This window comes from Phytoactinopolyspora endophytica (assembly GCF_004138495.1).
Lineage (GTDB): Bacteria > Actinomycetota > Actinomycetes > Jiangellales > Jiangellaceae > Phytoactinopolyspora > Phytoactinopolyspora endophytica.
This window is the reverse complement of sequence record NZ_ML142880.1, coordinates 10,826-24,267: the sequence shown is the minus strand read 5'-3', so window position 1 is coordinate 24,267 and position 13,442 is coordinate 10,826. Positions and strand designations below refer to the sequence as shown.

Here is a 13,442-nt window from a genome sequence, read left to right as displayed (position 1 = left end):
GAGTACATCCCGAACTCGCCCACGTCGGTGGCGATCTCGTTTCCGAAGGTCATAGCGGTGACGCTCATCCGGGGCATGGGCACGCCGTTCAGGCGGAAGTCCATCCGGGAGGACGTGCCCAGGCACTCGATGTGAAGGGGCCGCCAGCTGCATGTCAGGGCACGCTGCGTCTCCTCGAAGTTGTCTGCGCGGATCAACGGGTGACCTGCCAGCGGCAACGCCATCCTCCACCTCCACAGCATGCTCGATGGACGGCTACTCAGGTAGACCGTCGCGGCGACGCAGCGCTACTGCTGCCCGCCGCACGGACCCCACCGCTGCAGAGGCTCCAGGCCGGCGTCGATCAGTGCCCGGTCTCTCAGGTCGACGACGTGGACGTCCTTCCACAGGTGGAACCCGACGCGCCCCAGCAGCTCCCCGAGGCGTACACAGGTCAGCTCCGCCGAGATCCGATCGGGGCACTCCTGCATGAAGTAGGCGGGCGAGACATGGCAGACGCCCAAGCGTGCCGTGTTGGAGAAGCGTTCAAGCGTTGAGGCGATCAGCGGCCCAGCGAGGCCGAACCCTCGCCAGACCTCGTCCAGCTGGAACCGGGACAGGATCACCATTCGCGGTACGCCGTCGCTGATCTGGTCGTCGAGCTCGGAGACAAGCGTCCCGCTGGCGAGGTCGAGCACGGTTTCGGCGATCAGCTCCAGCACCCACTGCTCCGGCTCGATCATGTCCAAAAAGCACCGGTCCGGGTTGAGCTCGGCGACGGCTAACCAGAGATCACCCACGTGCCGATGCTCGTCCGGGCAGACCTCCAGGTCCCACACGTCGGCGGAGACTTTCCAGTACTCTGGCCGATCCTCGGTGTCTTTGGTCTGCCACCACAGCTCACGATTCGCCAGGGTCAGCTCGATCGCCAGGGGATTCGCGGGGAGATCGCCCATTCCGGTCACCTCATTGTCTGAACCGAAACCTACGACGAGCCCTACCCACTAGCGCGCTAGCCACAACCGTCACGACAGGCGGATGACTGATACCGACACGACCGGGGAATGCCCGTGGGCGACCGTGCCCATCCGTGAAACAGCCTTCTCTCACCTCCAGAAAGTGATCCCGGTCACATCTCAACCGGTATGGCTTCCCATTTTCCACCCTGCGAGGCTGCGTGCAAGCGCAATGAAACATCGCGTAGGCGAACGTTGCGCCGTCATGACACGGCCGTGACCTAGTGAACGCTCACTTTCACGGGTGCGAACGTCTCACAGTGCGGACTCCAGCTCCCTGCCGCGTCTTGCGTCGCTCCTGTAGACTCCTGAAACCATAAATCCATTTCGTAACGAAAAGGGGAGATCATGCCACGCAGGCGAAGCCAGCCAAGGAGAGCTCCGGCAAAGCAGGAAGGTGACGCGACCAGCCCGCCTACCGGCCATGAGTCGATCGACATCGAGAACGCTCCCGATCGGCGAAGCGTCTCTCCGGAGCTCGCCAAGAAGTACACGAACCGCTCGGTCGAACGCGTCATTTCGATGCTCAACCTGCTCCAGAGATCAGTGGATGGGATGTCGCTGGCACAGGTCAGCAATAGCATCGACATGGCGAAGCCGACAGCGTTCCGTTACCTGTGGACCCTGGAGGACGCCGAGTACGTCGAGCGGGACCGCGACGGCCAGTACCGGCTCGGCCTCGGCTTCGTCGGCATGCACTCCCGCGGCCTGCAGATCCTGCAGGAGCGTGCCCGGCCTTGGCTGGAGCGGCTGCGCGACCAGACCGGTGAGACCGCCAACCTCGGAGTGCTCAAGGGTAACTCCATCGTCTACGTCGAGATCGTGCCGAGCAAGCGCGCCGTCCGCGTCGAGTACTCGCCCGGCAGCCAGGACCCGCTGCACTCCACCGCACTCGGCAAGGCGATCGCCTCACGGCTCCCCGAGGCCAGGGTCCGAGAGATCCTCGAACAGACCGACATGGAGGAACGGTCCGCCAACACGATCACCACCGTCCAGGACTACCTGGATGAGCTCGACAAGGTGCGCCGGCGTGGTTACGGCATCGACGACTGCGAGAACGACGTCGACGGCCGCTGCGTGGCCGTGCCGATCATCGGCGCGCACATCCCCACTGCCATCAGTGTCAGCGGACCTGCGAGCCGCTTCCCCATCAAGGACATGGAGCAAATCGCCGCCTCGCTGACCGAGGTCGCCGGCCACCTGGCGAAAGAGCCCGAATAGTTCGCCTTCCCCCCGATCTTTTGTTTCTGACGGATCGCCTCAGCATCTGCGTCGAGGCGATCCGTCGCGGTTGCCCCATTCCCGATACAGGCTGGGCTCGTCGCACCTGACTGCTATTCGCTTGAGACGTTCCTATACCAGAGGTCCATGAGTCCCTGGATGACTATTTCATTCCAAAAAGGGATGGGTTCAGCGCAGACAATTGCGACGTATGGTGCTAACGTCGTCGCATATCTTGTCGATCTTGAGGCGCCCCATGTGAGGCGCCCTGTAACCGGCCGTGACGCGTAACGGCTTTGACCTTCACGGGCAGGACGCTGCCCACAATCGTGCATTGGGCGGATGCGCTGTGATGAAGCGATCGCTCGTGTTCCGCACCGTCTCGTTGAGGGGGACCACACAGACGATGCTGGTCAACAACACACCTTCAGACCGTTCCGACAGCCGGACCCACACCGATGAGAGGACTCTTCATGACGGCCTCGGGCATTGATCAACGCGTACGGCTCGCTGTCATCGGTGCCGGGGAACATGCTTCCGAACGAATTTATCCGTGCCTTTCGTTCCTGCCCGTGGACCTCGCCGCGGTCTGCGATCTCGATGACTCACGCGCCCGGGGCAAAGCTCGAGCATTTGCCGGAGAAGAGGTCTACACCGATTACAAGAAGATGCTCAAGGCGATCGAAGTGGAATTCGACGCGGTCGTGATATGTACCGGGCACGCGACACAACCTGCTCTGGCCATCGACGCCATGGAAGCCGGCTATCCGGTCTGGACCGAGGCCCCACCGGGCCCGTCCGCCACCGACGCCGCAGCCATGTGGGAGTCCAGCAGCCGTTCTGGACAGACCTGCATGACGGGTTTCATGAAGCGCTTCTCGCCGGTGTATCAGAAGATGCGCACCGCGATCGCGTCAACTGAGTTCGGCGCGCCCAGCATGCTGTCGATCAACTGGTCGATGGGCCAACGGCCCCATGGCTGGGGCAACTCGTTCGTCCTCGAGTCCGGCATTCACGTGATCGACCTCGCGCGTTACATGTTCGGCGATGTCACGCAGGTCTTCGCCAAGGAACACGACGGACACTCCTACGTGGCCACGCTGACGTTCGCCAACGGCAGCATCGGCACACTCACCATGACGGTCAACCGTGTCGACCAGTTCACCGAAGAGCTCCACGTAACCGGGGACCATGGGCACTACATCAAGACCGACACCTCGGGCCGGATGATGAGGTATCACAGTGGCGAAGTCGTCGAAGTCTGCGATCGCCCACTCAGCCTCCAAGACAGCTTGAAAGACATCGGCTACCTGGGAGAGCTCACCGAGTTCGTCGCCGCCGTACGCGAGGACCGCCAGCCCGCGACCGCCACGATCGACTGCGCTTACCAGACCATGCGCGTTCACGACGCCATCCTCCGCTCAGCCCACGAAGGCGGCGCGGTGGACATCGACGACATCTGAGAAATCGGAGATGAGCGGCCTCAAGCCGGCCGCGCTCCGTGCCTGATCAGATCGATACGGGCACACCGGCTATGAACGCACCGGCCACGGCCGGACGACAGACGTGGGTGGGCGGACCCGCAAAGCACGACTCTCGGTAGGTGATCGCAAAGGTGCGTGACTTAGCGATCACCTACCGGGGCCGTGTCCTCGCTCAGTACCAGCCTTCCGAGTGTCGGTCACTCGTGTCAGGCGCTGAAGGGCTTCTTGCGGCGGGTCATCAGATCCGACGCCTCGCCGAGCCCGTGCGTGCTGAGCCGCTCGGCGAGCCTGAACGGGGTGATGTGCTCCCGGTACCAGGGTCCGCCGAACAGAGTCCGCCGGTCATCCGGGGTGACCGTGCCGCCATGCGCGCCCTCGCCGCGCATCAGCCTGATCACCAGAGCGGACAGCGCCGGGAGCAGCTGCACGTCTCGCCCGCCCAAGGGCAGGATGACGTCCTTCCCGTCGAGTGTCACGTGATCACTGGTCAATGAGCAGATCTCATTGGTACGCCGGCCGTAGATGAGCACCAGCCCGCCCGCGACCCGGTCGGCCACGTCCAGACCCTCGTCGTCCAGGAAACGATCGACGAGCCTCCAGTACTTGTCGACCTCGGAGTCCAGGCCGAGCAAGTCCTCGGCCGTGGGCACTCGCAGCCGCACGCAGTAACCCTGGGTACCCGCCCACATCAGAAAGCTGGCGACGTCGTTGGCCTGAGAACCCCTCTTGAGCCACTCGTTCACGTCGGCCTGGCATAGGTCATACAGGTCGACGCCGCGTGCCTCCAGCCAGACCATGAAGTCCACCGCTCCCCTGACCTTGCGCTTGGCCCTGACGATGCCGAGCTGGCGCGCGGAGCCGGTCTCGCTCAGGAACCGTATGTTGGGCACCACGTGGCAGGACCAGAACTCCGTGACGGTCCGCCTGTTCATGGCACCTGTGACGGTGAGGAGCAGTCTTCGGGCCCAGCGTTTCGCGTGCTCGAGGCCCTCGTCCCGCTTCTGGAGGATGCCGGCCGCGACGAGCATGTAACGCACGTAGTCGGCCGCCTCGATGTCCCCTTCCGCATCGAGGGCGTCGTGGGTCATCGGGATATCGCCCGAGCCCACGCCGGCCAGGATCCGTGGCGCGGTGCCCTCGCGGAGCCAGCGCTCCGCCGCGCGTGGGCAGGGCGCCGAGCACACCCTGTCGTAGAACCTTCTGAGTGACTGGGGAACCTCCTGCGGGCCCGGTGCTATGAGTTCTTTGACCCGTACCTTGAGGCTGCATCGATCGCACGGACCGCGGTCATCCTCGCCGACCTCGATACCGCATCTGGCGCATTTGCCGGGCTGACTCTTCCCGTCGATCTCCTCTTTCCGACAAGCGAGGCACTTCTGGCCAGGCTTGTCTACCGGGTGTCCCTTGGAGCACCGGTACCTGTGACGTCCCATCATCACCTACCCAGAGCGCGGAGTACGCAGCAGTGTGTCATACGGGCGCTCACCGAATCTCTGCCGGTATAGCATCACGAAACGTCCGTAATGATGAAACCCGTATCCTTGCGCTATCTGTCCCACTGTCACCTCCCCTCGTGACGCCGCGAGCAGGGCATCATATACCCGGTCAAGTCTAACGTTGGTGAGGTAGGTTTTAGGCGACATTCCGACATGTTGCTTGAAGCTGACCTGCAGGGCCCGCGGGCTGATGGCAGCGAATTGCGCCAGGCTGCTCGTCGTATGCTCCCACTCTGGATTATCCCCGATAAGCTGCAGCACCTTACGCAGATACAGCGGGTAATCCGGCACGGCATCCAGCGGCACTCCATTCTGGTCAACGGTGTCCGCATCATCGTCCCGTATCAGATAGCTCATGTGATTGTGCGGCTGCACCCGCAAAAGCAACGACATCAGCGCCTTCTCGAATATCACCGCCTCACGCCGTTGTTCCACCAAGGCGCCGGGACGGTCCAACTCCTCGATCAGCAGCGACCACCATCGCCGCCAGCTCAGCCCATAACCCTGGCCGACGTCCATGACCGTCTCGATCTGGAACGGCTCGCGCAGCGGTCCCCTGATCAGTTCGAGCAACCTCGTCTTCACGGCGTCGAACTCCATGCGGACCACGGACATCCGGCAGTCCGCGCTCCAGCGCATCGACAGCCGATCCGTGTCGGAGGTGATCACGGCCAGCCCGGGTTCCAGGTCGACGTCCTGTGTGCCCACACGGACCTGCACGCGTCCAGACATGGGCGTCTGGATGATCAGCGCGTGCTGGTCCGTGTCGACCATCATCTCCGCAGCACTTCCCAACTGGATGTGGCTGAGCAGTACATCCCGGATACGATGCCAATGAACGCGCGGCCTCGCATCATGGTCCAAGCCTTTCAACTCCAGCAGATGCCAGCTCAGCACATCGTGGAGCGTCTCAACAATTCCGTCCGGCCCGACGCCTTGGAAGACGTCATAACGACCAAGCGGTAAAGATGCATCGTATTCCACAGGTCACGCCGCCTCCCACGCCTATCCTTTCGGCCTGTCCGCCCTCATCTTCGACCACTCACAGGACCGGCGCAAGCGACGAGATGCATTGTTTCATCCCGTCCGCGAAAGGACAAGCATGCGGTATCCGGAAGAAATCTTCGGCATCGATCGTGTGACCTGGCAACTGCGACGACACGCACAGCTGTCAATGCCGCCCGTGACGCGTCTACCGCCGAAAATAGCCCCCTCTCCGAGGCTCTTGTGATCGTATGACACCGGAAAGACGAGTCATTCCTCCTTTCGCCGCCGCTTGCCGCCACCCTTCTTTGTGTTCGCACGCTTCCCGGACGCTCCGCCCGCGGCGGCTTCCGGCGGCTGATCGTCGGCCGTGCCCTGCCGTGGTTCGGGTATCTTCTTCGCCCCGTCTGTACTGGGCGGCCGGTACAGCGCCTGTGCCGGCTTCTCGTTGAACCGCTGCGTGTACATCGCCGTGAAGTGCCCGTAGTGCCGGAAACCCCACCGATGCGCGATGTTGTCGGCGGTCGTGTCCCCGGGCGACGCCGCGAGCAGGTCCGTGCGCACGCGTTCCATGCGCACATTCCGCAGATGTGTCTTGGGCGTGGTCTGCAGATGCCTCTTGAAGCGGTACTGCAGCGCCCGCTCACTGATGGATGCGTATATGGCCATGCTGCCCGTGGTGTGGTCGTACTCGGGATGTGCCTCGATCAGGTCAAGCACCTTGTGCAAGTACCGCGGCGCCACCGACAGCGGCTCCGGCTCTTCCTGTGACTCGTTCACCTCGTGCTCCGAACCGCCCCCACTGTTCCCACTGGCGGGCACGTCGTGTTCGTCGGGCCCAGCCGGGTCGTCTTGCTTGGCCAACGTTCTTCACCCTCTCTTCTGTTATGTCCCCTTGTTTGGGCTCGGCTGTACCGTCGCAACGCCGACATCGGCCACTGCGAGATCGCGCACATTGCCCGTTTCCGTGGCCGTGAGACAGGACGCTGAACCGCGAGAACTCAGCGGAATGCGGTAAGCCCCGCCCTGCAATAACGTACTGGTACGCCTAATACCCCTGTTCGTCGTCGTGACGACGTCTTGGCTCTTCATCGGTCACGCAACCACCCATCCCCTCAGCGGCCGGCCCTCGCGGGCCAGCCTGATGACTCGCTCCACCCTTAAGCGACTAATCCTGGACCGGGGAGGCGCTACAAGCAATCGCAAAAGCGCACTCTTTCATCCCATACGCGAACGCACCCGGACAAGACCCCGTTTGACGTGCTAATACCGGGCGCCCATGAGTCGAAATTCGTGACGAAATGTGGCGAACCGTTGGACCATCATCAGGCGAGGTGGCTGATTCGTTGCGGTTCCAGGACCGCCGCCAGGTCCGCGGCCAGCTGGCGACCCGCGTCGGTTTCGAGCGTCGCCGTCGTGACACGGACGAAGCTCTCGCTGCGGATCCGGTGCAGTTCCCCTGCCCGCAACGTCCACCCACGCGCCTGCATCTCCTGGATCACCGGCGCCTCCTGGGGCACCGGAATGTGCACGTTGAAACCGGAGCGGCCGTGGGCCGGGATGCCCCGCTCGGCGAGACGCTCCACGAACTGCTCCCGCCGCAGCCGGTAAGCCGACGCGGCACGCTGTACGTCGGCCTTGACTCCGTCGTCGCGCCACAGCTCCACGGCGGCATGCTGCAGGATGTGGCTCACCCAGCCGGCGCCGAGCATCTGCCGGCCGGCCACCCGGCTGACGGTGCGACGGTCGCCCGTCAGGAAGCCAAGCCGCATGTCCGGCCCCAGATGCTTGCTGACCGAGCGGACCACTGCCCAGGTGCGGCGGCCCGCGCTCAGCGAGGCGTACTGCACCCCGGCGAGCAGCCACGCGTGGTCATCCTCCACGACTGCGACCTCGGGATACTCGTCCAGCACCGTCCTGAGCCGGGCGGCCCGCTCGTCGTCGATCGCGGCCCCAGTCGGATTCTGCGCTCGCGGCGTCACGACGACGGCCGCCGGACCCAGCTGCATGGCCCGGTCGAGGTCGTCCGGGAGCGGACCCGCGTCGTCGACTCTGACGCCGATCGGCTCCAGACCCATCGCGTGCACGAGGTCGAGGACCCCGGCGTGCCCGGGGTCCTCGATGACCACCCGGTCCCCCAGCCTCGTCCAGGCGGCGAGGACTCGCTCCACTCCGTCCAGCGCGCTCCCGACCAGGCAGACATCACCGGTCTCACCGGCGCCGGCCTCGTTCGCAGAGCCCTCGCCTCGTCCGGCCTCGCCATTGCCTCCATACCCCTGGCCGGCGGCTTGTGCGTAGACGTCGGCGAACTCGGCCTGCATGATCTCCATGAGCTCCGGCAGGATCGTCGGCTCGCCGTAGAGGTAGCGCGGGACGCGGAGCCGTCGCAGCACGGCCTGGACGTCGGGCAGGAACGCTGGGTCGGGGTTGCCGTCGCTGACATCACGCAGGCCGCTGAGGTCACGACGGCCACTCAGCTGCCCCTGACCGTCGGCGCCCCGAGCCCCGCTCGACCCGTCGTACTGCGCCGGAGCCGTGCTGTTCGGTGACGCCTCGTCGGTCTGTGAGGCCGTTGACCCTGCCGGCGGCCGCGGGCCTTCATACCAAGAGGGCCCGGACCGCGCGGCCTGTGCGGCGGCGGTCGACACCGGCGGACGCGTACCGATGCGGGTGACCCGGCCTGCTTCGCTGGTGACCACACCACGCATCCGCAGGTCACGGTAGGCGGTTGCGACCGTCGTCGGGCTCACCCCGAGGCGGGTCGCCAGGCCGCGCACGGACGGCAGCGCCTGACGCGGAGGCAGATCCCCGGTCTCGACGCCGGTCTCGATGCTCTCCGCAATTTCCCGAGATGTCCGCCCGCTGATCGGTAAGTCGGCGTTCATCCGTCTGGCTCGACCCATCGTTGCGTCCTCCGCCCGGCCGCCCCGTCCCCCACAAGACGGCTTCACTCGTCCCGAACCCGACACTCACTGTACTAGTACAGCAGCTTGCCTCCGTTGCTCTCCCACGAGCTTCCCCATGGCCGACACCACAGGCACCCCGCACTCGCCCACCATGGTCACGGATATCAGGCACACCGTCGAGGACCCCCGGACGTCAACCCCGAACCCTGGCAACCGTGGTGGTACGTTTCCCCGCCCATCGCGTAGCGGTACGTCTCCCGTGCTTGCCGTGCAGCGGTGCGTTCTCTCCCGCTCACCGTGTCGTGCCCGGCAGGCGACGTGACGGCGCGTCACGCCTGAGAAACACACCGAGACAAACCGTAGTGCACATTCGTCCCGATGACGACCGAACTTGTCACGAATGCGCCCATCTGGCTCGATACCACTCGAACCAGGGGCCGCAGATCCCACTCAGGGCTGCGACACCAGGACTCGGTCGCGGCGCATCGAGTAGACCGCGATGGTCAAGCCCACCAGCGTGAGCCCGGCACCGACGAGGTAGATCGAGCGCAGGCCGAGCGCGTCGTGGTCAATGACGCGCCCGCCAAGCCACGCCGCGAACGCGGCAGCGACCTGGAAACCGGACGCGTTGACGGCGATGGCCAGGGTGGGCGCAGCCGTTGCGGTGGCCAGGACACGCGTCTGCATGCCTGGGATGATCGCGAACGCCAGCACCCCGATGACGAAGGTCAGCACAGCTGCGAACACCTGGACACCGCTGACCAGCCAGAACAGAGCCAGGGTCCCCGCCAAGACACTCAGCAGACCGGTCAGCGACGGCATGAGCGACCTGTCCGCCAGCCATCCGCCGAGGAAGTTGCCGATCACCGCGCCGGCGCCGTAGACGAGCAGCAGAACCGGGACCGCGTCGGAAGAGAATCCGCTGATGTCGGTGAGCAGAGGCGTAATGAAGACGAAGACGGTCATGATCCCGACGTTGCCGGCGGCAGTGAGTGTGATCGCGAGCCGGACGTCGCGGTCTGCGAACACACGCAGCTCCGCGAAGACCGATCCGGTGGCGGTCGCGGGCTGGGCCGGGAGGAACCGCAGTACCAGGAGCAGACCCGTGACGCTCACTGCGGCGATGGCCACGAACGTCGCCCGCCAGCCGAGGTTCTGGCCGATGAAGGTGCCCATCGGCGTCCCGAGGATGATGCCGAGGTTCATGCCCAGAGTCAGCTTCGCCACGGTGGAGGCCTGCTTGCCTGCCGGAGCCATCGACACTGCCGTGGTGATCGCGACGGCGAAGAACGTGGCGACCACCAGACCGGCGACGAACCGGGCACCCAGGAGCAGGCCGTAGTTCGGCGCCACCGCCGACCCCAGGTTCCCGGCCACAGACACCGCGACCAGGCCGATGATGAGCCGTTTGCGAGCGATCCGCGCCGTCATGACGGTGACCGTCGGTCCCCCGACGATCATTCCCAGTGCATAGGCGGTGGCCAGCATGCCGGCGGCCGAGATCGACACCGACAGGTCACCTGAGACATCCGGCAGGATACCGACGATCACGAACTCACCGGTCGTGAGGCTGAAGACGACCAGCAGGAGTGAGAAAACAGCAATTGGCATGAAGAACTCGTCCTATGAACGTTGTGAGGGTGTTGAACGAGCGGAACCACGAGACATCGCAGCCGCACTCCGAGAATCGCCGGTCGGGCGTGATCCCTGTTGCGATCCGACGGGGGGGCGATCCCGTGAAGCCATCCGGCACCCGCCAGGCAGTCACGTCCCCGTCAAGCCGTCCGGCACCTGCCAGACAGTCACGTTCCCGTCGAGCCGCTCGGCGCTACCGTCCAGCCCGACCAAGCCATTCGCCCGGTCGGTTCCGGCCCAGCACGCGGGATCGACTACCGACCGTATGGGGCCGACGCGATGCGACAGCGAAGGAATTTCGTCATGGTTCGATCATCGCTCGGCGATTACCATCGGACAAGTACCCACTATTTAGTAAGGTACCTACCGTAGGGTGAGTGCGAGGATGTCGAAGAGCAACAGCCAGTCGTATGTGTGCGGACTCGACGCAGCCATCGACGTGGTGGGCGGTAAGTGGAAGGTGCTCCTCCTCTGGACACTCAGCGAGGGCGAGAAACGGTTCGGTGAGCTCAAGCGCTGTCTAGACGGAGTCAGCGAGAAGATGCTGATCCAGCACCTGCGCGAGCTGGAACGAGACGGCGTCGTGCACCGCGAGGTTCACCACGTGGTCCCGCCGAAGGTCCAGTACTCGCTCACCGAGTTCGGCGTTTCCCTCAACGACGCACTGCGTCCCCTGGGAGCGTGGGGATGCGAGCACAAGACCCGCCTGGAAGCGATCAGGAACACACCTGACGACACATCAGACGCTGAGGACCTCGCCGCCACCCCAGCCTCCCGTTCCGCGTAGCGCCGTACGAGCCAGGGCCCTGTTGGACCGCCGCCACGAATACACGCTCCTCCGTGAACCGTTGCGCGGCGGTACGTCCGCGGTTACCTGCGCTTCCCTCGACACCGCCTTTAGCACGCTGGCATCCTCGCCGCCACCACCTGCCGCCCAGCACGCTGCCACGCCGCTCCCCACCATCCGGCCCCGCCATCCAGCACACTGCCACGTCACTCCCCCACGTCTCGCCGCTACCGCCTTCAGCAAGCTGGGCATCCTTGCCGCCACCACCATCCGGCCCCGCCATCCAGCACACTGCCGCGTCGCTCCCCCACGTCTCGCCGTTGGTGGGCGCGGCGCGTCTAGCGTCGGGCAGGCTCTGCCTGCCCGACGACCGCTGCCCGAACCGGAGCCGTAGAGGTCTCCAGGTCAAGGACAGGCGAAGCCTGCCGCGAAGCGGCGCCGAAGGCGTCCTTTGCCTGGAGGGACGGCTCCGGTAAGCAGCGGCGCGCCCACCACCAGGCGCCACCCGCGCCACGAGCACCGGTTGCCCTATCGATCTCCTGTACCGGACGACATTGTGGTCGTGGTGACAACCACAATGTATGTTCTTGCCGCCAGCCGTGGCCGCCTGAACCCGTCAACACCAGCGCACCGTTCACACCGGAGGCGCCCCCATGTACGGCGCCCACCCACCGAACGACATTGCGGTCGTGATGACAACCGCAATGCATGTTCTTGCCGCCAGCCGTGGCCGCACGTACACCGCAGAGCCAAGGCCGTCAGCCGTACCAGCCGCCGTTTCGAAGGGCCTGAGCCAGTAACGTCCCGACGCGAGTCTTGTGGTGTCGCACCAGAAGGACGTGAACGGCAAGACTCGATCGCCTCGCGCGCTGATCTCGGCTTGCCGGTCCAGGTCGGCGTCCCAGTTGAGGATCTCCATGTGCTGGATGCCGTGCACCTCGGCTCCGACCTCGTAACGCGGCCAATGGGCATCAAGGTAGTACCGGCCGTCCAAGCGCCGAACGACAGCTTGGCGTTCTGGTTCCGGTAGGTCGAACATGCGGCAGATCTGATCGAATTCACGCTCGGGCACGGAAGCAATACCGCCTTCGGCATCCTCGATCGACTCGGCGATCAACACCCGATGCCGGCAGTTGGCTCGCCTGCTCAGGGCATCCCGAAGATCGTCCGGCCGCGTGAGCCTCTGCTGCACGCCCGCGAGGATGACCGCGCGGGCACGAGTTTCATGCGGAGTCCACGATGCGCTGTCCACCAGGCTGCGCGGCAACCGGGTCCTCCGAGGCTGGCGCACCGGGTGAACGTCGTCCGTGGTCAAGACCCGCGATTTCTTGACTATCAGGCCGGTGCGTGCCGGCGGACGCGCGTTCGTGGGGATCACGACGTACACCTCGGTGACCTTGAAACCCTGCAGACCATCGAGCTCGGCCGCCGTCAACCCAGCGAGCGCGGAGCCGGGAGGAGCTGCACGCAGACACACCAGCAGCTCTTGTTTCCGGGTCAGCTCGCCGTTGTGCGCGACGTACACACCACGATGCGGCGAACTCCAACGACCCGACCTCACCGCATGGCGGACCATGGCCCGCGTCATGACATGCGCGATGTCCTCGAGCCGGACCACGCCGTCCTGTTCACGCACGATGGTGTCGAGCGAGCGCCCGTCATTCGCGAAGGAGGTCAGGTCAACTGCCATGGAACCAAGCTGAATCCAGACGTCGTCGCAGCAACAACCGCTAACGGCAGTCTGTGGATAGAACCGTCCGAGAAGCGCACTACAGTCACGCCTGTGGATAAGTTGCCTCAGCACGAGTCCGGCCAGCCGGACCCAGGCGCTGCGGACTGCCGTCCGCGACCGACGAATCGCACAGTTCCAGGCGTGCCACAACCCCATGAATGCCGAGTTATAGCTGGTATCGGAACAGGTGCCGCACGCGATC

Annotated in this window: 11 protein-coding genes; 3 read left to right on the top strand and 8 right to left on the bottom strand. The window is 64.9% G+C overall.

The features are described from left to right. Both ELR45_RS36215 and ELR45_RS33230 read right to left on the bottom strand, forming a co-directional pair. Positions 1-224: hypothetical protein (locus ELR45_RS36215; protein ID WP_165368331.1), on the bottom strand; the 224-nt coding region annotated here is incomplete at its 3' end. Positions 225-287: 63 nt separating this feature from the next. Continuing rightward, positions 288-935 (bottom strand): hypothetical protein, encoded by a 648-nt coding sequence (locus tag ELR45_RS33230; RefSeq protein ID WP_129670111.1) that lies wholly within the window; start codon positions 933-935, stop codon positions 288-290. Between the two features lie 408 nt (positions 936-1,343). Here ELR45_RS33230 and ELR45_RS33225 point away from each other — a divergent pair, with 408 nt between their 5' ends. Continuing rightward, positions 1,344-2,216 (top strand): IclR family transcriptional regulator, encoded by an 873-nt coding sequence (locus ELR45_RS33225; RefSeq protein WP_129670110.1) that lies wholly within the window; start codon positions 1,344-1,346, stop codon positions 2,214-2,216. 473 nt (positions 2,217-2,689) lie between these two features. Further along, positions 2,690-3,679, top strand: a complete 990-nt coding sequence (locus ELR45_RS33220; RefSeq protein ID WP_165368330.1) for a Gfo/Idh/MocA family protein — start codon at positions 2,690-2,692, stop codon at positions 3,677-3,679. Positions 3,680-3,906: 227 nt separating this feature from the next. Here ELR45_RS33220 and ELR45_RS33215 read toward each other — a convergent pair whose 3' ends face one another. The 5 genes from ELR45_RS33215 to ELR45_RS33195 all read right to left on the bottom strand — a co-directional run bounded on the left by ELR45_RS33215 (position 3,907) and on the right by ELR45_RS33195 (position 10,697). Then, positions 3,907-4,809, bottom strand: a complete 903-nt coding sequence (locus ELR45_RS33215; protein ID WP_240760316.1) for a hypothetical protein — start codon at positions 4,807-4,809, stop codon at positions 3,907-3,909. A 330-nt stretch (positions 4,810-5,139) separates the two neighbouring features. Beyond that, positions 5,140-6,180: an AraC family transcriptional regulator gene (locus tag ELR45_RS33210; protein WP_129670107.1), complete on the bottom strand. Its 1,041-nt coding sequence runs from the start codon at positions 6,178-6,180 to the stop codon at positions 5,140-5,142. Between the two features lie 270 nt (positions 6,181-6,450). Continuing rightward, positions 6,451-7,044: a helix-turn-helix domain-containing protein gene (locus ELR45_RS33205; protein ID WP_129670106.1), complete on the bottom strand. Its 594-nt coding sequence runs from the start codon at positions 7,042-7,044 to the stop codon at positions 6,451-6,453. Between the two features lie 461 nt (positions 7,045-7,505). Beyond that, on the bottom strand, positions 7,506-9,065 hold the full coding sequence (locus ELR45_RS33200; RefSeq protein ID WP_165368329.1) for an aminotransferase class I/II-fold pyridoxal phosphate-dependent enzyme: 1,560 nt from the start codon (positions 9,063-9,065) through the stop codon (positions 7,506-7,508). A gap of 471 nt (positions 9,066-9,536) precedes the next feature. Next, complete coding sequence (locus ELR45_RS33195; protein WP_129670104.1) at positions 9,537-10,697, bottom strand: MFS transporter; 1,161 nt, start codon at positions 10,695-10,697, stop codon at positions 9,537-9,539. Between the two features lie 409 nt (positions 10,698-11,106). Between ELR45_RS33195 and ELR45_RS33190 the strand changes: the two genes are divergently transcribed. After that, a complete protein-coding gene (locus tag ELR45_RS33190) occupies positions 11,107-11,508 on the top strand; it encodes a winged helix-turn-helix transcriptional regulator (protein WP_129670103.1) in 402 nt (133 codons plus the stop codon). Between the two features lie 634 nt (positions 11,509-12,142). Here ELR45_RS33190 and ELR45_RS33185 read toward each other — a convergent pair. After that, entirely contained in the window at positions 12,143-13,198 is a 1,056-nt protein-coding gene (locus ELR45_RS33185) for a type IV toxin-antitoxin system AbiEi family antitoxin domain-containing protein (RefSeq protein ID WP_129670102.1), read from the bottom strand. Positions 13,199-13,442 lie beyond the last annotated feature (244 nt).